At 73.2% G+C, this 19,128-nt stretch carries 16 protein-coding genes; 2 read left to right on the top strand and 14 right to left on the bottom strand.

Annotation, left to right across the window (positions count from 1 at the left end):
* Positions 1 to 62 precede the first annotated feature (62 nt).
* The 4 genes from ACQUQD_RS09880 to ACQUQD_RS09865 form a co-directional block, all read right to left on the bottom strand.
* A complete protein-coding gene (locus ACQUQD_RS09880) occupies positions 63 to 851 on the bottom strand; it encodes a ferritin-like domain-containing protein (RefSeq protein WP_428951668.1) in 789 nt (262 codons plus the stop codon).
* A gap of 166 nt (positions 852 to 1,017) precedes the next feature.
* Positions 1,018 to 2,292, bottom strand: a complete 1,275-nt coding sequence (locus ACQUQD_RS09875) for an HRDC domain-containing protein (protein WP_428951667.1) — start codon at positions 2,290 to 2,292, stop codon at positions 1,018 to 1,020.
* Positions 2,293 to 2,391: 99 nt separating this feature from the next.
* Complete coding sequence (locus tag ACQUQD_RS09870) at positions 2,392 to 3,054, bottom strand: LuxR C-terminal-related transcriptional regulator (RefSeq protein WP_428951666.1); 663 nt, start codon at positions 3,052 to 3,054, stop codon at positions 2,392 to 2,394.
* Positions 3,055 to 3,349: 295 nt separating this feature from the next.
* On the bottom strand, positions 3,350 to 3,979 hold the full coding sequence (locus ACQUQD_RS09865; RefSeq protein ID WP_428951665.1) for a DUF3000 domain-containing protein: 630 nt from the start codon (positions 3,977 to 3,979) through the stop codon (positions 3,350 to 3,352).
* Between the two features lie 197 nt (positions 3,980 to 4,176).
* Between ACQUQD_RS09865 and hemE the strand changes: the two genes are divergently transcribed.
* Complete coding sequence (gene hemE / locus ACQUQD_RS09860; RefSeq protein WP_428951664.1) at positions 4,177 to 5,256, top strand: uroporphyrinogen decarboxylase; 1,080 nt, start codon at positions 4,177 to 4,179, stop codon at positions 5,254 to 5,256.
* Between the two features lie 15 nt (positions 5,257 to 5,271).
* On the opposite strand, the gene ACQUQD_RS09855 is transcribed toward hemE, so the two are convergent.
* The 10 genes from ACQUQD_RS09855 to ACQUQD_RS09810 all read right to left on the bottom strand — a co-directional run bounded on the left by ACQUQD_RS09855 (position 5,272) and on the right by ACQUQD_RS09810 (position 17,483).
* Positions 5,272 to 6,087: an endo alpha-1,4 polygalactosaminidase gene (locus ACQUQD_RS09855; RefSeq protein ID WP_428951663.1), complete on the bottom strand. Its 816-nt coding sequence runs from the start codon at positions 6,085 to 6,087 to the stop codon at positions 5,272 to 5,274.
* A complete protein-coding gene (locus tag ACQUQD_RS09850) occupies positions 6,084 to 6,767 on the bottom strand; it encodes a spherulation-specific family 4 protein (protein ID WP_428951662.1) in 684 nt (227 codons plus the stop codon). The genes ACQUQD_RS09855 and ACQUQD_RS09850 overlap by 4 nt, the downstream gene beginning before the upstream one ends.
* Positions 6,764 to 7,675, bottom strand: coding sequence for an NAD-dependent epimerase/dehydratase family protein (locus tag ACQUQD_RS09845; protein WP_428951661.1), 912 nt, complete (start codon positions 7,673 to 7,675; stop codon positions 6,764 to 6,766). Before ACQUQD_RS09845 ends, ACQUQD_RS09850 begins: the two co-directional genes overlap by 4 nt.
* A 6-nt stretch (positions 7,676 to 7,681) precedes the next feature.
* On the bottom strand, positions 7,682 to 8,395 hold the full coding sequence (locus tag ACQUQD_RS09840; RefSeq protein ID WP_428951660.1) for a nucleotidyltransferase family protein: 714 nt from the start codon (positions 8,393 to 8,395) through the stop codon (positions 7,682 to 7,684).
* A 63-nt stretch (positions 8,396 to 8,458) separates the two neighbouring features.
* A complete protein-coding gene (locus ACQUQD_RS09835; RefSeq protein ID WP_428951659.1) occupies positions 8,459 to 9,460 on the bottom strand; it encodes an SDR family NAD(P)-dependent oxidoreductase in 1,002 nt (333 codons plus the stop codon).
* 76 nt (positions 9,461 to 9,536) lie between these two features.
* Positions 9,537 to 11,048 (bottom strand): hypothetical protein, encoded by a 1,512-nt coding sequence (locus ACQUQD_RS09830; protein WP_428951658.1) that lies wholly within the window; start codon positions 11,046 to 11,048, stop codon positions 9,537 to 9,539.
* Positions 11,045 to 12,568 (bottom strand): GT4 family glycosyltransferase PelF, encoded by a 1,524-nt coding sequence (gene pelF, locus ACQUQD_RS09825; RefSeq protein WP_428951657.1) that lies wholly within the window; start codon positions 12,566 to 12,568, stop codon positions 11,045 to 11,047. The genes ACQUQD_RS09830 and pelF overlap by 4 nt, the downstream gene beginning before the upstream one ends.
* 48 nt (positions 12,569 to 12,616) lie before the next feature.
* Positions 12,617 to 14,641, bottom strand: a complete 2,025-nt coding sequence (locus ACQUQD_RS09820; protein WP_428951656.1) for a hypothetical protein — start codon at positions 14,639 to 14,641, stop codon at positions 12,617 to 12,619.
* A gap of 414 nt (positions 14,642 to 15,055) precedes the next feature.
* Positions 15,056 to 16,447 (bottom strand): FAD-dependent oxidoreductase, encoded by a 1,392-nt coding sequence (locus ACQUQD_RS09815; RefSeq protein WP_428951655.1) that lies wholly within the window; start codon positions 16,445 to 16,447, stop codon positions 15,056 to 15,058.
* A gap of 28 nt (positions 16,448 to 16,475) precedes the next feature.
* A complete protein-coding gene (locus ACQUQD_RS09810) occupies positions 16,476 to 17,483 on the bottom strand; it encodes a DUF4349 domain-containing protein (protein ID WP_428951654.1) in 1,008 nt (335 codons plus the stop codon).
* Positions 17,484 to 17,595: 112 nt separating this feature from the next.
* Here ACQUQD_RS09810 and hemG point away from each other — a divergent pair, with 112 nt between their 5' ends.
* The gene (hemG, locus tag ACQUQD_RS09805) at positions 17,596 to 19,128 is read left to right on the top strand and encodes a protoporphyrinogen oxidase (RefSeq protein ID WP_428951653.1); all 1,533 of its coding nucleotides are present in this window, start codon (positions 17,596 to 17,598) and stop codon (positions 19,126 to 19,128) included.

Here is a 19,128-nt window from a genome sequence, read left to right as displayed (position 1 = left end):
GCTCTCCTCCAAGATGCGGGACGGCACTGCCGCGGCGCGCGACTGAGCGCGCGCTCACCCCCTCATGCTACTTGCGGGTAACCATGCTGCCCAGTCCCCTCGGCCGGAGCGGCGAACGTCACACCCCTGCCGTCGATCACCGCCGCCATCCGGACGGACGAGAAGACGACGTCCCGCACGAAGGCCCGGCGGGTCACCCCGCACCGCCGCAGGGCGCCCCCGTGGTCCGCCGCGACCACGACCGCGGCCCCCGCGAGCAGCGCCCGCCACGCCGTGGTCACCGCCCGCTTCGCGGGCCGCGGCAGCCGGGCGAAGCCCTCGCGCAGCCGCCGGCAGTGGAACGGCACATGGCGTTCCTCGTCGGCCAGGATCCGCCCGGCCACCTCGGCGAGCAGCGGATCGGGGGAGCCGTCCCGCAGCGCCCGGTAGTACCTGAGGGCCACGACCTCGGCGACCATCAGGACGAGCAGTTCGAGCCGCAGCCCGAGCAGCCGCCGCAGCCGCACGAACGCGGCGTCGGTCCAGTGCGCGCCCAGCGTGTTCGCCCCGGCGGCCGTCAGCACGGCCGCGAGCAGCCGGGCGTGGTTCTGCTCCTCGGCGACGAACAGCCGGGCGGCCGCGGTGTATTCGGGGTCACCGGCCCGCTCGGCCTTCGCGAGCAGCTCGGCGCCGTCCCCGTCCTCGCCGACCTGGAACCGCTGGACGCTGCGCACGAGCGCGGCGGGCAGCCGCGCGCCCCGCTCCCACTCCGGATCCCCGCCCGCCGCCCGCTCCTCCCGAGCGGCCTCGAAGTCCCGCACCCAGTCGCCGTAGCCCGGCCGTACCGACCCGCTCCCCTTGTTTTTGAACATGCTCAGAAACTAACGAGTTTTGAGCACGTTCAAAACGCTGGGGATGTCCGGGTTCTGCAACAACGACAGGGTCCCGTGTCCCGTACGCGGACGTACGGGACACGGGACCCTGTTGAAACTCCGCCGGACTCCGGTGGACTCGGCCGGACGGCGGACGGGCGTCGGCTCAGCCGTGCGCCGACAGTGCCGTCACGAGCACCGGCGTCACCTGCTCCACCTGCCAGCGCCGCGCCCCGTGCGAGGCCAGCGCCGCCGCCACGGAGTCGGTGTCCACGGAGGCCGGCGGCTCCCAGCACACCCTGCGCACCGTGTCCGGCGTGATCAGGTTCTCCTGCGGCATGTTCAGCGCCTCGGCCAGCGTCGACACCCCGGCCCGCGCCGCGGACAGCCGCGCCGCCGCGGCCGGGTCCTTGTCCGCCCAGGCCCGGGGCGGCGGCGGCCCGGCCACCGGCTGGCCCGGCTGCGGCAGCTCCGAGTCCGGCAGCGCCCTGGCCCGGTCCACGGCGGCCTGCCACTGCTCCAGCTGACGTCGCCCCATGCGGTGCCCGAAGCCGGGCAGTCCCGACAGCGCGTGCACATTGGGCGGCAGGGCGAGCGCCGCCTCGACGATCGCCCCGTCGCCGAGCACCTTGCCCGGTGACACGTCACGGCGCTGCGCGACCCGGTCCCGCGCGGTCCACAGCTCCCGCACGACGGCCATCTGCCGACGCCTGCGCACCTTGTGCATGCCGGACGTGCGGCGCCACGGGTCCTTGCGGGGCGGCGCGGGCGGCGCCGACGCGATCGCCTCGAACTCCTGGTGGGCCCAGTCGAGCTTGCCCTGCCGGTCCAGCTCCTTCTCCAGGGCGTCGCGCAGATCGACGAGCAGCTCGACGTCCAGGGCCGCGTAGCGCAGCCAGGGCTCGGGCAGCGGCCGCGTCGACCAGTCGACCGCCGAGTGCCCCTTCTCCAGTACGTAACCCAGCACGTTCTCGACCATCGCGCCGAGGCCCACGCGGGGGAACCCGGCGAGCCGCCCGGCCAGCTCGGTGTCGAACAGCTTCGAGGGCACCATGCCTATTTCGCGCAGACACGGCAGGTCCTGGGTCGCGGCGTGCAGGTCCCACTCGGCGTCGGCGATGGCCGCACCGAGCCCGGACAGGTCGGGGCAGGCGACGGGGTCGATCAGCGCGGAGCCGGCTCCCTCGCGGCGCAGCTGCACCAGATAGGCGCGCTGCCCGTAGCGATAACCGGAAGCCCGCTCGGCGTCGACGGCGACCGGTCCGGTGCCCGCGGCGAAGGCCGCGACCATCTCGGCGAGCGCGGTCTCGTCGGCGATCACCGGCGGAATGCCCTCGCGCGGTTCGAGCAGGGGGATCGGCGCCGTCTCGACGTCGTCCGGAGGAGCGCCTCCGGTGGTGCGCAGTGAACTGTCTGCTGCGGTCTCTTGGGCGTCGGTCACCTGTCAAGGGTATCTGTGAACGGACGGCGCCCGTCGACGGAACGTTCCGTCGACGGGCGCTGAAGGTGCGTAAACCGGAAAGATCCGGCCAGTCTTCGATCAGTGGATGATTCCGGTGCGCAGGGCGACCGCCACCATGCCGGCCCGGTCACCCGTGCCGAGCTTGCGGGCGATCCTGGCGAGATGGCTCTTGACGGTCAGTGCGGACAGGCCCATCGAGACGCCGATGGCCTTGTTCGACTGCCCTTCGGCGACCAGGCGGAGCACCTCCACCTCACGTCCGGACAGTTCGCGGTAGCCGCCCGGGTGGCTCGGGGTACCCGGGGGGCGGCGGTGCATACGGGCGGCCGCGGACCCGATCGGGGCGGCGCCGGGGCGGGTGGGGAGTCCTACGTTCGTGCGGGTGCCGGTGACGACATAGCCCTTGACGCCGCCCGCGAGGGCGTTGCGCACGGCGCCGATGTCGTCGGCGGCGGAGAGGGCCAGCCCGTTGGGCCAGCCCGCGGCTCGGGTTTCGGAGAGAAGCGTCAGGCCGGATCCGTCGGGGAGGTGGACGTCGGCGACGCAGATGTCGCGGGGGTTGCCGATGCGGGGACGAGCCTCCGCGACGGACGAGGCCTCGATCACGTCACGAACACCGAGCGCCCACAGATGGCGGGTGACGGTGGAACGGACGCGGGGGTCGGCCACGACCACCATCGCGGTTGGCTTGTTCGGGCGGTAGGCGACCAGGCTTGAGGGCTGCTCGAGGAGAACGGACACCAGGCCTCCTGGGGTGCGGGACGGGGCCGGCTCGGGGAAGAAGCCGGGACGAACCGTGCTTTCAAGGTCACAGTCGTCTTCGGCAGCAAACCCGCCCGCCTTTAGAGAAAGATCACGATTTGGTGAGTAACAATTCACGCAATTCGGACACATTATCGATCATCCGAAGATCGAACCGAATCGAACCGGTTCGCACCGGGACCGTCTTGCCCGTCAGAAAACGAGAAACGGCCGCGTCGGGCACTGCCGACGCGGCCGAAAACAGTCGTTGCTGATCGCTGCGGAAAAGCGGGAATCAGGAGGGATGGGGGCCCCGGCGCTGCGGCAGCGTCACCACCGCGCCGTCCGGACCGTTCGATCCCGCCGCCACCGGCGGCAGGCCGGCGACCTGGCACAGCAGCTCGCACCACGCGGCGAGATGCGCGGCCGTGTCCGGCACCCCGCCCCGGCCCTCGCGCGGCGTCCAGGACGCGCGGATCTCGATCTGCGACGCGGGCGGCCGGTCACCGATCCCGCCGAAGTAGTGCGAACTGGCGCGGGTGACCGTGCCGGACGGCTCTCCGTACGCGAGGCCGCGGGCCTGCAGCGCGCCCGTCAGCCACGACCAGCAGACGTCGGGGAGCAGCGGATCGGCGGCCATCTCCGCCTCGAGCTCCGCGCGCACCAGCGTCACCAGCCGGAACGTGCCGTGCCACGCCTCGTGCCCGGCCGGATCGTGGAGCAGCACGAGGCGTCCGTCGGCCAGGGCTTCGTCATCGGCCGCGTCGACGACCGTGGCCTCCAGTGCATAGGAGAAGGGGGCCAGGCGTTGCGGCGGGCGCGTCGGATCGATCTCGATCTCCGGGCGCAGCCGTGCGGACCGCAGGGCGTCGACCGCCGTGCGGAAGGCCAGGGGGGTGGCGTCATCCTCTTGTGCAGCGTTCATGTCCCGAGCGTTCTGCCCCTCCCGCACCGATTCACTCATCCCGTTCGAGTCGCCAGAGTCTTCCGGGCTGCCGACCGTCGTCCCTGAGCCGCAGCCATGCCGGGAAGGTTAAGGGGAAGGAGCGCCGCGCGCAGGCAAGGACACCCGTCGCCGACGCCGTTCCCGTGACACGCGGGGGCCGTGCGAGACTCTCTCGTGTGAGTGCCAACACCGAGGCCACGGGCCAGCAGCCGTCAGCGACGCACGACGCCGTCAAGGATTCCGCCTTCCTCAAGGCGTGCAGGCGTGAGCCCGTGCCGCACACGCCGGTGTGGTTCATGCGACAGGCGGGGCGTTCGCTGCCCGAGTACCTCAAGGTGCGCGAAGGCATTCCGATGCTGGAGTCGTGCACGCGGCCCGAGCTGGTCGCCGAGATCACGATGCAGCCGGTGCGGCGCCACAACGTCGACGCGGCCATCTACTTCAGCGACATCGTCGTGCCCCTCAAGGCCATCGGCATCGACCTCGACATCAAGCCCGGTGTCGGCCCGGTCGTCGCCAACCCGATCCGCAGCCGCGCCGACCTCGCCCAGCTGCGCGACCTGACCCCGGACGACGTCACCTACGTCACCGAGGCCATGGGCCTGCTCACCGCGGAGCTCGGCGCCACCCCGCTCATCGGCTTCGCGGGCGCGCCGTTCACCCTCGCGAGCTACCTCGTCGAGGGCGGACCCTCCCGCAACCACGAGCACACCAAGGCCCTCATGTACGGCGACCCGCAGCTGTGGGCCGACCTGCTCGACCGGCTCGCCGAGATCACCTCCGCCTTCCTGAAGGTGCAGATCGAGGCCGGCGCGAGCGCCGTGCAGCTCTTCGACTCGTGGGTCGGCGCCCTGTCCCCGGCCGACTACCGGCGCTCCGTCATGCCCGCCTCGCAGAAGGTCTTCCAGGCCGTCGAGTCCTACGGCGTGCCGCGCATCCACTTCGGTGTCGGCACCGGTGAACTGCTCGGGCTGATGGGCGAGGCCGGCGCGGACGTCGTCGGCGTCGACTGGCGGGTGCCGCTCGACGAGGCCGCGCGCCGCGTCGGCCCCGGCAAGGCGCTGCAGGGCAACATCGACCCGGCGATCCTCTTCTCCACGCCCGAGGCCGTCGAGGCCAAGGCGCGCGAGGTGCTCGACGCGGCGGCGGGCCTGGAGGGCCACGTCTTCAACCTCGGGCACGGCGTGCTGCCGAGCACCGACCCGGACGCGCTGACCCGGCTGGTCGAGTACGTCCACACGCAGACCGCCGTCTGATCCCCGCGGCGGGCCTCAGCAGGGCGCCCGCCACACCGCCAGCTCCAGCTTCTTGCGCATCGAGGAGAAGCCCCGCTGCTTCGCGCCGCTGCAGAAAGCGGAGGTGGGGAGCGCGTATTCGACGTGGAACACCGCCTTGCCCGCCTTGACGAACGGGGCGAGCGAGGCGCACTCCGCGAATTCGGCGCACTCCTCGTTCACGGCGAAGTCGAAGTCCCGCACGAGGTCGGGGACCTGGTCGAGATCGTTCTTCAGGCCGACGGACAGACCCCGCTCATGGGCGAGCCGGGCGACCATACGGTTGAAGGCGAGCTGGTGCCGGGCGGTGAGCGGGAACCCGGTGCGGTTCACGAAGCCGTCGAGCAGGTCCGGCTCGACCGCGTCGAAGCCCTTGCGGCGGCACATGTCGAAGCGCCGGGCCAGCAGCGGTTCCAGCACGTCGAGCCGGCGGATGTCGACCCAGCGCTCGCCCGCCCAGCCGTTCGTCCGCCCCAGGATCCGGTCCGGGTACGCGTCCTGGTCCGGGCGGAAGTTCTCCCACGCACCCGCGTTGACGTAACAGATGACGTGGCGTCCCGCGCGGTGCAGCCGGGCCACGTCGGCGGCCGTGTTCTCGAAGCCGTCGATGTCGTACACCGGGGCGTCGACGCTCGGGTCGACCCGGCCGTCGAGCTGCCACTGCCAGGCGGTGCCGGGGCGGGGCTGCCAACGGGCGGTGTGAGCGGGGCCGTCCGAGGGGCGCTGCGTCCCGTTCCCGACGCTCACGCAGCCGCCCAGGCAGAGCAGGGCGGTGGCGAGGACCGCGGACCGCCCCCGGTGGGCGCGGCTCACCGCTCCTCCTCCTCGTCGTCCTCCGCCGGCATCCCCGGCGGCCGTGTCCACGGGTTCGGCCCCGAACCCGGGACCGCGCAGTGCACGGCGGCGCCCCTGCGCAGCGCCGTCCGGGCGGCGAGACGGGTCAGGGTCGGGGGCACCCCGTACACCAGATGGCAGAAGTGTTCGGGGGAGTGGCGGGCGGTCCACTGGGGGGCGTCGAACGCGCGCAGATACGTCGACCAGTGGCCCTCGAACGTGACCAGCAGATCGGCGGCGCCCGCATAGCCCGACGCCGGGTGGACCCCCGGGTTCAGTACGACGGTCGACGCCCCCTCGTCCCGGGCCGAGCGGACCAGGCGCCGGGTGCGGCGCAGATCGCCGCGGCCCGGCGCCACCCGGTCGAGGAAACAGCCGTCGACGCCGTACCAGTCGCGGTGCCGGGACACGTCGTCGGTGACGGGCCCCGGCTCCCGTTCCCCGTACGCCGTGTCGACGTAGCCGAGGACCCGGACGCCCGCCTCGCGCAGCGCCCGGGACGCCGCCGCGAACGCGGGGTCGGGGGCCCTGCCCGGACCGTCCGTCACGTTCAGGACCACCCCGTAGAGCTGCGGCGCCGCGACGACGAGGGCCTGCCAGGCGCCCGGGTCCGTGGCCGGGTGGACGTACAGCGGGACGAGCAGCCGGCCCTGTCTCATCGCAGCTCCCTGGCCGGCGCACCGTCCGCCGACCAGAGCGCGGCCAGCGAGGTGTGCAGGGGGTGTTCCGCGCTCCAGCCCAACTCGCGCCGGGCGGCGGTGACCTGGGCGCACTGCCAGGGCACCGACGGGGACCGGCCCACGACGCCGAGCGTCTCCTCCACCCGGCCGCGGAACCCGGACGCGCGGATCAGTCCGTGCACCAGATCGCGCACCGGGACGGCGTGACCGCTGCCGATGTTCAGGACCGGCGGCAGCGGCCCGGGCGCGGTCAGGGCGAGGGCCGCGGCCGTCGCCACATCGCGTACGTCGACGAAGTCGCGGTGCGCCGACAGATCGCCGACCTGCACCGTGCCGGGCGGGTCGTGGGGCAGGGCGGCCCGGATCTCGGCGGTGAGGCGGCCCGGCAGACCCGCGCGGGGCGCACCGGGACCCACCGGGTTCGTCACGCGCAGCACCACCGCGTCGAGCCCGGAACCGGTGACCGCGAGGGTGCCCGCGAGCTTGCTCGCGCCGTACAGGGACGCGGGCCGGGCCGGCGCGCTCTCCGGGGTCTGCTCGCCGAGGATCGTCGGGCCGTACTCGGCGGCGGAGCCCAGGTGGACCAGGCGGGCGGCCGGGGCCGCGAGATGCATCGCCTCGCACAGGACGGCGGGAACACGGGAGTTGGTGTCGACGAGGGTCAGGGCACTGCCGCCGACAGCGCCCACGCAGTTGACGACCGCGTCGGGCGCGGCGTGGTCGATGAGGTCCGCGAGGGCGCCCGGCGAGGCCGTCACGAGATCGATCCGCAGGTCGTCGTAGGGGTGGCGGCCGCCGGTGAGGAGCCGCACGCCCGGCAGGGCGCGCAGTCGTTCGGCGATGTGCCCGCCCAGGTATCCGGTGGGGCCCAGGACGAGGATGCGCACGGCCGGTCACACTCCTTTCAGGAGCAGGGAACGATGGGTGGTGAACTCGGCGTTGGCCCGGTCGTAGTCGTCGGGCCGGCCGATGTCGAGCCAGTAGCCGTCGAACTCGTGGGCGCGCGGCGGGTTCTCGGCCTTCAGCAGGTCGAGGACGAGTTCGTCGAAGCCGAGCGGCAGGCCCGGGGTGTACGTGGCGAGCGTGTCGCGGGATACGCCGTACACACCCATCGAGACGCGGCAGTCCATCCTGGGTTTCTCCGTGAAGGCCACGACCCGGGAGTCGTCCGTGGTCAGCACCCCGAAGTCGATGTGCACCTCACGGGCGTACGTCGCGATCGTCAGCGGCGCGCCGGACGTCCGGTGGCCGCGGAGCACCTCGGCGTAGTCGAGGTCGGTGAGGATGTCGCCGTTCATGACGAGGAAGTGCTCGGGCAGCCGGTCCATCATCGTCAGGAGCGGGCCCATGGTGCCCAGCGGGCTGTCCTCGCTGGAGTAGCCGACGCGCAGGCCCCAGCGGGCGCCGTTGCCGACGTAGGCACGGATGATGTGGCCCAGGTGGCCGATGGCGATGGTGGCCGTGGTGAAGCCGGACGCGGCGAGCTGACGCAGCACGATCTCCAGGATCGCGTGCTGATCGCCGATCGGGACGAGCGGTTTGGGCAGAGCGGTGGTGTACGGGCGCAGTCGGACGCCCTTGCCTCCGGCGAGGATGACGGCGTGCACGGTCGGCTCCCTTCGACTGTGGGGGCGGCGCTGGTGTTCGTCTTCACAACTGCCGTACAGGACCTAGATGTTGTAGATGTCCGTCTTGTAGCGGGCCAGGTTGCCCGGGTCGCGGAAGAACGCGACCGTCTTCGCCAGGCCCTGTTCCAGGTCGTGGGCCGGGGACCAGCCGGTCGCCGCGTGCAGCCGGGAGGCGTCGGCCACCAGACGCATCACCTCGGAGTTCGCCGGACGGACACGGCGCTCGTCCTCGCGGACGTCCAGGTCGGCGTCCATGACCTTGCCGATGAGGCGGACCAGGTCGCCGACCGAGATCTCGCCCCCCGTACCGGCGTTGAACGTGAGGCCGGCCACCTGCTCCAGCGGCGCCGTACCGACCGCGAGGAAGGCGCGGGCGGTGTCCTCGACGTAGGTGAAGTCGCGTGTCGGACGCAGATCGCCGATCGTGATCTCCCTTCTGCCCGCGGCCACTTGGCCGATGACGGTCGGGATCACGGCCCGCATCGACTGACGCGGACCGAACGTGTTGAAAGGACGCAGCGTGACCACGGGGGTCGTGAAGGCCGCGAAGTAGCTGTCCGCGAGCCGGTCGGCGCCCGCTTTCGAAGCGGCGTACGGGGACTGGGTGTTGATGGGGTGGTCCTCGGTGATCGGGACCGTTCGCGCGGTGCCGTACGTCTCGCTTGTCGAGGTGTGGACGAGGCGCGGCGTGCACGACCGGCGCACCGCTTCGAGGACGTTGAGGGTGCCGGTGACGTTCGTGTCGACGTAGCTGTGCGGCGCCTGGTACGAGTACGGGATCGCGATCAGCGCCGCCAGGTGGTAGACGGTCTCGGCGCCCTGGACCAGACCGCGCACGGAGCCGGGGTCGCGGACGTCGCCGAGGACGATCTCCACCTCCGCGAGGATGTCGGCCGGCAGGGTCTCCAGCCAGCCGTGGCTGGAGAAGGAGTTGTACTGGGCCATCGCGCGGACGCGGTGGCCGGTGGCGACGAGTGCCTCGGTGAGGTGCGAGCCGATGAAGCCCTCGGCTCCGGTCACGGCGACAAGGGGTGCCGATGTCATGGGTGCTCCCGGGAAATGGGCCGGTGGTGGTGTGGTTCAGGGGTGGGCGGGGGCCTGGCCCGGGAGTGCGAAGTGATCAGGTGTGGGCGGTCGGGCTGCCCAGGTGGCGTACGGCGAAGGCCAGTAGGAGGCAGGCCGTCGTGGCGGTGCAGTGCGTCCCCGGCAGCACGGTCGCGGCCGCCGCGGTGGCCAGGGTGACCGCCGCCGGGAGCCAGGCGTTGCCGAACGCCTGGAGCAGCAGGGCGATCCACAACAGGGCCCCGAGCGCGAGGAGTTCGGCCGGAGGGCCGGACACGGCGAGGGCGCCCGCACCCAGCGGGACCAGATAGGCCGCCAGGCACAGGAGCAGGGCGCGGGCGGCGCGGAGCTGGAAGCCCTCGAAGGTGGTGGAGGCGCGCAGAGCGGCGACGGCGAGCCCGCGGTAGCGGTGCAGCAGCCACTCGGCCGGACCCATGCTGAGGGTCAGCACGACGACGGCGTACGGGTGCTGCCGCCCGGCGAGCGTGGTGAGCGTCCCCGCGGCCAGGCCGAACAGACCGTACGGCAGCGAACGCACCAGGGGTGTCGTCGTCCTCGGCACGGAAGCGGCGGACAGCGCCGTGCGCAGGGTGAGTGCGGCCGCGCCGAGCGCGAGCAGCAGGGTCAGCAGCGGAAGCCCGATACGGACCGGCGCCGGCGGCTGCCACCAGAACAGCGCCGCGACGCCCGCCGTCACCGGCGTCAGCGCGACGGCGAGCAGCCGCTCGCGCCCGAACACCAGCAGCACCCCCGCCGCGGCGAGATACGCGGACTGCGCCGCGGCGAACACCGCCCCCGGGCCCGGACCCGCGACCGCGAGCCCGACGCAGGACGCCGCCGCCGCGCCCAGCGGCGCGCCCACGAGCAGCGCGCGGCCCGCCTCCCGGAGCCCGGCGACCAGGCAGATGTACGCGCGGTGGCTCAACGCCTGCGACCACCCCCACGACACCAGGGCCGCGACGATCAGGCCGCGCAGCCCGGCCGTGTCCCGCCACGCCCCGGCGGCCAGCAGGTACGCGGCGCCGGGCAGCGTGAACAGCAGTCCGCGCAGCGCGCACCGCGCATGGTCGGGCCGCCAGGGGTCCGCCACCGCCGCGACGGGCTTCGGGAAGGCGCGGGGCACCCGCCGGAACAGGTCCTCGGCCAGCGAGAACAGATCGGCATGTCCGTACGTGTCCCGCACCCGGTCCGCGCTCATCCCCTGCGCTTCCAGGAGCGCCGCGACCTCGTACGGGTGCACGGCGGCACCCACGTCGTCGGCGAGTTCGGCGGCCAGGGTGTCGACGGGGTCGTCGGCGAGGGCGGGCCGCAGCGCGGCGCGGGCCGCCCTCGGCCTGCTCCCGGACACGACGCCCCGACCGGCGGCGTCGGCGTCGGCGGTGTCGTATGTGTCGTCGGCGGGTTCCCCCGGTGCGGGGACGGCCGAGGACGTCACCAGGCGCAGCCCGATGCGTTCGGCCTCCTCCGCGGACCGTGCCCAGGACGGGCCGCGCCGGGGCGGGCGGGCCAGCCGGAGCGCGAGGTCGTCCTCGGCGGTGGCGCCCGGCGGGAGGGCGAGGGGGCCGCTCATCCGGCCACCCCGTCCCACTCGCCGGACTCGGCCGACCCGGTGGATCCGGCGGACCCGGCGGTGTGCCGGGTGCCGTCGGCGCCGAGCTCCAGATAGATCGCGCGGAACGCGTCCACGGTCTGCCGCAGCGTGAACTGCTCGATCACCCGCAGCCGTGCCGCCTCGCCCATCGCCGCCCGCCGCCCGGGATCGGACAGCAGGTCGAGGGCGGCCCGCGCCATCGCCTCGGGGGAGCGCGGCGGCACCACGAGACCCGTCGGGCCGACGGCCTCGCGCACCCCGCCGACGTCCGTGGACACCGTGGCCCGGCCGCACGACATCGCCTCGATCAAAGTGAACGGGAAGCCCTCGCTGATGCTCGACAGCATCACGACATTCCCTGCCGCGTACGCGTCCTTGATGTGCTCGACCCGGCCCTCGAACCGCACCGCGTCCCCGGTCCCGAGGGAGACCGCCAGCGCCTCGCAGCGTGCGCGGTAGGCCTCGCCGCCGCGCGGAGTGCCCCCGAACAGCCTCAACTGCGCTTCGGGAAGCTTCTGTCGGACCAGGGAGAAGGCGCGGATCAGCGTCTCCAGGTCCTTGATCGGATCGACCCGGCCGGCCCAGCTGAGCGTGGGCCGCTCCGGCTCCGGCCCGGCCGGCGGGAACGCCGCCGGGTCCACGCCGTTGTAGACGGTGCGGATCAGCTCCGGATCGGCGCCGCCGCGCTCCTCCCACAGCCGGTTGTACCGGTTGCCCGGCGTGATCAGGGCGGCCCTGCGGTACGTCTCCTCGGCCAGCAGCCGGAAGAAGCCCAGCATCACCGCCTTCACCGGCCAGGTGAACGGGCCCGTGCGGTAGCCGAGGTAGCGCTCGCGCAGATACACCCCGTGCTCCGTCAACAACAGCGGCACACCGTGCTCATGACGGGCCATCAGCCCCGGCAGCACCGCGATGCCGCCGCTCACCGCGTGGGCCACCCCGCGCTCGGGCGGCCGCGCCGCGAGCGGCCGCAGCGCGTGCTCCAGCAGACTCGTCGCGGTCAGCGCGTCGTGCAGGCTCGGCCGGGCGGCGGCCACGTCCAGACCTGGCCGCCGCCACACCGACGCGAGCACCCGCACCGCGTGATCGCCGCGCAGCACCGGGGAGAGCCAGCCCGCGCGGGCGTAGCGGCCCAGTTCGTAGAGGGCCGGACCGAAGACGTCCTCGGCGGCCGGGTCCAGCAAGGGGGAGAGGAACTCCTCGTAGGCGGTGAGGAGCCGGCGGCCGGCGCGGCCGCGCGGGGCGCGGCCCTCGGGCGCGGGGCCCCACATCGGCAGGCCGGTCGGCGCCGACACGTGCGGCGGCAGGTCCCAGGCGATCGACTCGCGCCCGGTGCCGGTGACCGCGAGGACGTCGAAGTCGAAGTCCGGCATGCCGCGCACGAGCTGGTCGCACCAGACGCTGACGCCGCCGTGACTGTGCGGATAGGTGCCTTCCGTCAGCAGGGTGACGTGCGGGCGGGAACGTAAGGGGACGGGAGAGGACGGGGGCTCGGGCATGATGAAGCTCCGCGACTGTTCGCTACGGGCGGGGGCGGTGGTGCGGGATCAGCCGGGCAGGTTCAGCGTCACCCGGTCCTGCGACGGACCCGGTGACACCCAGCCCGACGCTCTTCCCGCGTAGGAAGAGCCGAACTCCCTTGTGCCCGTGCTCAGTTGCTGTGCCGTGCCGCTCGGCGCGGTCGCCGTGACCGTGACCCCGCCGGGGGCCCGCACCGTCACCGACGTACCGATCCGGTACGCGGTCACCTCTCCGTCGCGCACCGCCGCGCGCCAGTCGGCGCGGGCCTTCATCTCGGCGCCGAGCTGCGCCATCGGCAGGTTCACGACCGGGGCGGAGGACGTGAACAGCGCGGAATACGTGTCCAGGACCCGGTCCAGGACCGGGTAGGCGATGCGGTCCTCGGCCAGGTTCGACTGGTGGATGAAGTGCGGGCTCGGATCGTTCGACAGGACGTGCCCGAGGGCCGTCGCGGCCTCCAGCGGCACGATGTACGACGTGTAGCCGGTGGCCGTGTCCAGCGGCTCGTCCAGGCACGTGGTCGTCGTGGAGCCCTCGCAGATCCCGCTGCCGCCGTCGGCCGTGCTCGTGTAGATGTAGTTGTACTCGTCGACCTGCTCGGCCGCCCGGCCCGCGTTGTAGAAGACGTTCATCGGGTGGCGCGGCACCGTGAGCGCGGGGCCGACCAGCCGCTGCGCCGGGTCGCGGGAGGCGTCGGAGCCGAGGGACGCCACCCCGTTGTCCGTCAGGGCGCCCGCCAGGTTCGGGTTGTCGTCCGGCTGCTGCGGCAGCACCTTCAGACCCGAGTGCTCACCGGTGACCAACTCGGTGGTGTCCAGGTCGAGTCCGTTGCGCTGTCCCCACGCCCGGTTGTCGGAGATCTGCCGCGAGATCTCCGTGCGGGACACGTACCGGGTGGAGCCGCCGGCGTCCGTCGCGCACTTCCACGGGACGACGCTCACGTCCTGGACGCAGCCCAGAAACGGGTGGTCGTAGGTGTGGTTCACCCAGCGGTACGCGGCCCGGTCCGTGACCAGCCGGTCGGCGAGGGCGTCGGAGCCGTCGTTCTCCTGCCGGTACAGCTCGCTGCCACCGCCGTTGTAGACCATGTCGAGGGTGAACCCGCGCAGGCGTGACCACTGCGCCGCGTAGGCGGCGTCGGCGGTCGTCATCCGGATCGGGTCCGGGGTGCCCTGTCCGGGCGGGCAGTCGACGTCGCCCGGTGTGCAGTCGAGGGTGGTGTCCCAGCGGTCGTCGGCGGCGAACACGTCGTCCACGTGCACCGCGAAGTAGTTGCGGGACGCGCCCAGGTGCACGCCCTGGGTCATCCAGTCGACGATGCCGCGGGCGAGCAGCCGGAACTGCTTCTGGTACTGGTTGTAGACGAACGTGACCACCAGTTCACGGCGTCCGTCGTGCTTGTACTCGCCGACCAGCGAGCCCCGTTCATCCGTTCCCGGGATCGCCGCGTCCACGTAGCTCGTGAAGTCGGCGTCCTGCGCCGGGTGCGCGAGGAATCCGTAACTCTCGTCCACGGAAGGAGAGTTGTCCTCGAAGGGTACGGAGCCGGACAAGTAGCCGAACGCCGCGGCCTTGCCCGCGTCCGTGACCCGGCCGGCGGCCCCGTCCAGTGACCCGCTGAACTCCGGTACCTGCAGGCCGACCTCGGGTCTGGCGTACGTATAGGCGTCGACCTGCGGAATCGCATAGGTGCGCTCGAAGTCGGCGAGCGCCGCCGCTTCCGCCGAGCCGGTGCCGAACGGGTTGTCGTCGGGCAGGACGACCGCCTGGTACCTGGCGCGGGGCCGGCCGTCGACGGTGTCCGCGAGGAACGCCGCGTCGATCACCGGGCGGTCCGGTCGTCTGAGGTCCACCGTGGTGAACGGCGTTCCCTGGCTGGCGAGTTCGGCGGAGAGCGCCGCGGTGGCCGGACCGCCGTCCGTCACCACCAGGATGCGTAGGTCGACACGGGGTTGCTCGTCGGCCGCCGCGGACACCGGTCCGCCGGGCGTCGCGAGCGCAAGGAGCAGAGCGCCGGCACCGAGGGCCGCCGCTCGTGCGGAGCGATTCATGTGGTGGTGGTCCCCTCATGGTCGGGCGCGCGACGGCTCCCCACCGTCGTGCGCCCGCCCCCCAGCGGCGCGCCCGCATGTAGCTGTGCGTGTCCGCGCCGCTCTGACGCGTCACATAGTGCGTCCAGCCCGGGAGCTGTGTGCGGATTCTGTGGAACGTGGCGGAAAATGAGAGCAGCCGCCAGGCGGTGCGTCGGGTGGTGCCCAGGGGGGTCGAGGTTCGCCGGAGCGAAGAGTTCCGGAGCGGGTTGGCCGCTCAGGCGTATGCATGCCACGTGCACGTGTCGTCGTGCTGTGCGGCGGAAACCGGTTCCACGCAGAGAATCGAATCGGCCAGTGACACAAGGTCAGTTGAGGGGCTCCTGTGCGGATGCAAGCATTCTGTGCATGCGGGGTCCTCCGTGCCCGGCCCGCCTACCCCGCGGCCCGGACCGCCGCCACCGCCTTCCGCGCCGCCACCAGCACCGGGTCCCACACCGGCGAGAACGGCGGCGCGTACCCCAGATCGAGGGCCGTCATCCGCTCCACCGTCATGCCGGCCGTCAGCGCCACCGCCGCCACGTCGACCCGCTTCGCCGCGCCCTCGCGCCCCACGATCTGCACCCCGAGCAGCCTCCCGGTGCGCCGCTCGGCGAGCATCTTCACCGTCATCGGCGCGGCCCCCGGGTAGTAACCCGCCCTGCTCGTCGACTCGATGGTCACCGCCACGAACTGCAGCCCCGCGCGCCGCGCGTCCTTCTCGCGCAGCCCCGTGCGCGCGATCTCCAGCTCGCACACCTTGCTCACCGCGGTCCCCACCACACCGGGGAACGTCGCGTACCCGCCGCCCACGTTCGACCCGATGATCTGCCCGTGCTTGTTCGCGTGCGTGCCGAGCGCGATGTGCCGCTCGCGCCCCGACACCAGATCGAGGACCTCGACACAGTCGCCGCCCGCCCAGATGTCCTCATGGCCGCGCACCCGCATCCCCAGGTCGGTGAGGAGCCCGCCGTGCTCGCCCAGCGGCAGTCCCGCGTCCCTCGCCAGCGCCGTCTCGGGCCGTACGCCGATCCCCAGCACCACCACGTCCGCGGGGAACTCGGCGTCCGCGGTCGCCACGGCCCGCACCCGTCCGTCGTCCCCGGTGAGGATCTTCGTCACCTCGGCGTCGTCGACCATGGTGATGCCCAGGCCCGTCATCGCCTCGTGCACAAGGCGTCCCATGTCCGGGTCGAGCGTCGACATCGGCTCGGCCCCGCGGTTGACGACGGTCACCTCGTACCCCCGCCGGATCAGCGCCTCGGCCATCTCCACGCCGATGTACCCGGCGCCCACCACGACGGCCCGGCGCCCCTTCGTCGCCCGCAGGGTGTCGAGCAGCGCCTGCCCGTCGCCGAGCGTCTGCACCCCGTGCACCCCGGCCGCGTCCATCCCCGGCAGGTCCGGGCGCACCGGGCGCGCCCCCGTCGCGATCACGAGCTTGTCGTACCCGACCCAGTACTCGGCCCCGCCGTCGACCTCGCGCGCCCGTACCCGTCGCCCCTCGACGTCGATCCGCACGACCTCGGTGCCCGTCCGCAGATCGATGCCGCGCTCCCGGTGCTCCTCGGGCGAGCGGGCGATCAGCTCGTCCCGCCCGGCGACCTGGCCGCCCACCCAGTACGGGATGCCGCACGCGGAGAACGAGGTGAACTCGCCCCGCTCGAAGGCCACGATCTCCAACGCGTCGAGGCCGCGCAGCCGGCGCGCCTGCGACGCGGCGGACATGCCCGCCGCGTCGCCGCCGATGACCACAAGCCGCTCACGCGCAGAGTTCTCAGTGCTCATGCGCCCCACGCTACGTGGGCCGCCCGGGTCAGTCCTGCTGGTCGGGACCCGGCTCCGGGTGCGCGGGCAGCGGGCCGAGCGCCGTGTGCACGGGCCGGCTCCCGGCGCGCCGCGGCAGCCGGGGACGGACGAACCGCAGCCACAGGAACACCAGCAGCGCCGCGACCGCCGCGAACGGCAGCACGGCCGCGACCGCCATCGCCAGCCACTTCAGCACCGTCACGAAGGCGCTCCAGCCGCCCGACAGCGCGTCGAGGAAGCCGGGATCGTCGTCCTCGCCGCCCGCCGCCTTCGCGGGCGCCTCGGACAGCTTCAGCGTGATCGTCGCGAGCGTCGTCCGGTCCTTCAGCGACGCCTGCTGCGCGAGCAGCGCCTCCAGCTCCGACTGCCGGCTGCTCAACTCCCCTTCCAGCGTCACCACATCGCTCAACTTCGAGGCACGGTCCATCAGTTCCCGCACCCGCGCCACGCTCGCCCGCTGCGACTTGATGCGGCTGTCCACGTCGACGACCTGATCGGTGACGTCCTTCGCGGTCACGTTCCGCTTCACCAGGCGCCCCGCGCCCGAGAGCCGGTCGAGCACGTCCTCGTACGCCTCCTGCGGCACCCGCAGCGTCACGCGCGACCGCTCGCGGCCGTACCCGTCGCGGTCCGTCGTCTCGTTGCCGACCAGACCGCCCGCCTCCTCGGCGACCGTACGTGCCTTGTCGAGCGCGTCCGGCACGTCCTTGACGCGGACGGACACCGTGGCGGTCCGGATGACGTGGACCCCGGCGAGCCGGGCGGGCTTTCTCGTGCCCGACGACTTGCCGCCGGACCGGCTGCTGTCGGCGGCCCCGCCCGCCTCCTGCGGGGCGGCGGCCTCGCCGCCCGCGTCGCTCTTGGTATCGCTGCTGCCGCCGCTGGCGGCCGAGCAGCCCGTGAGCGCGAGCGCCGCGGTCAGCAGCAGCGCGGCCAGGGCACCCGCGGGCCGTGGTCGTGTACGGGTCGTTCCGGACGTGTGCATCGTCGTACCCCCGGGGGACGTGACGGTCATCGGACGCCTCCTTCGACGCGCGAGTGGGCCGTCCGGTGGTTGCCGGGCGGTCCCGAACCGGTCACGGTCGGGACTCGTCGGCGACGGGGCCGCGTTCTGACAGAGTGGGGGCATGCGCGAAACGGACACAGGTACGGGAACGGGACGGGGCCGCGAAGTCCTCGTCATCGGTGGCGGCATCGCGGGCCTCGCGGCGGCGCACCGATTGCTCGACGCCTCCGACGAGGACGACCCGGTGCGGGTGACCGTCCTGGAGGCGTCCGACCGGCTCGGCGGCAAGCTGCGCGCGGGCGAGATCGCCGGGGCCCGCGTCGACCTCGGCGCCGAGTCGATGCTGGCGCGCCGCCCCGAGGCGGTGGGCCTGGCCCGCGAGACCGGCCTGGCGGACCGCCTCCAGCCGCCGTCCACGGCGACCGCCTCGATCTGGACCCGCGACACCCTGCACCCGATGCCCAAGGGCCACGTCATGGGCGTCCCCGGCAGCGCCGACGCGCTCGCCGGCGTCCTCTCCGAGGAAGGCCTGGCCCGCATCGAGCGGGACGCCGACCTGCCCCCCACCGAACTCGGTGACGACGTCGCCGTCGGCGAGTACGTCGCGGCCCGCCTCGGCCGCGAGGTCGTCGACCGGCTCGTCGAACCGCTCCTCGGCGGCGTCTACGCCGGCGACGCCTACCGCATCTCCCTGCGCAGCGCGGTACCCCAGCTGTTCGAGGAGGCCCGCCGCCACCGGTCCCTGACGGCGGCGGTCCGTGCCCTCCAGGCCCGCACCGCGCAGAACCAGCAGACGGGCCCGGTGTTCATGGGCATCGAGGGCGGCATCGGCACCCTGCCGGGCGCCGTGGCCGACGCCGTGACCCGGCGGGGCGGCACGATCCTGCTCGGGGAACGCGCGACGTCCCTGGGAGCGCGGGGGGCCGCACGCGCCGCCGCGGACGACGCGGGGACGTCCGCCGACCGCGAGCCCCTGTGGCGCGTGGTCACCGAACAGGGCCGCACCTTCACCGCCGACCAGGTCGTCATCGCCCTGCCCGCCCCGGCCGCGGCCAGCCTGCTGCGCACCGCCTCCCCGCTGGCCTCCCAGGAGCTGCGCGGCATCGAGTACGCGTCCATGGCCCTGATCACGATGGCGTACCGCAGGAGCGAGGCCCGCCTCCCGGAGGGCAGCGGCTTCCTGGTCCCGCCCGTCGACGGCCACACCATCAAGGCCGCCACGTTCGCCTCCCACAAGTGGGGCTGGATCGACGCAGAGAACCCGGACCTCCTCGTCGTGCGCACCTCGGTCGGCCGCTACGGCGACGAGAAGGACCTCGGCCGCGACGACGCCGAGCTCGTCGACATCGCGCGGGGCGACCTGCGCGAGGCCACCGGCCTGACGGCGGGCCCGGTCGCGGCCCACGTCACCCGCTGGCAGGACGGCCTGCCCCAGTACCCCGTCGGCCACACGGACCGGGTGGCCCGGATCCGCGAGCACATCGGCCAGCTCCCCGGCCTCGCCGTGTGCGGAGCCGCGTACGACGGCGTCGGCATCCCGGCGTGCATCGCGAGCGCGTACGCGGCCGTGGACGAGCTGCGCGGCGACACCGGCACCCGTGAGGAGCTGAAGGCGAACCCGGTGCAGAGCATGCACGGCGGAGCAGGAGAATGA

The organism is Streptomyces sp. cg35, from assembly GCF_050410835.1.
Lineage (GTDB): Bacteria > Actinomycetota > Actinomycetes > Streptomycetales > Streptomycetaceae > Streptomyces.
Note: the sequence above shows the minus strand (reverse complement) of the source record. Positions and strands in the feature narration are given on the sequence as shown.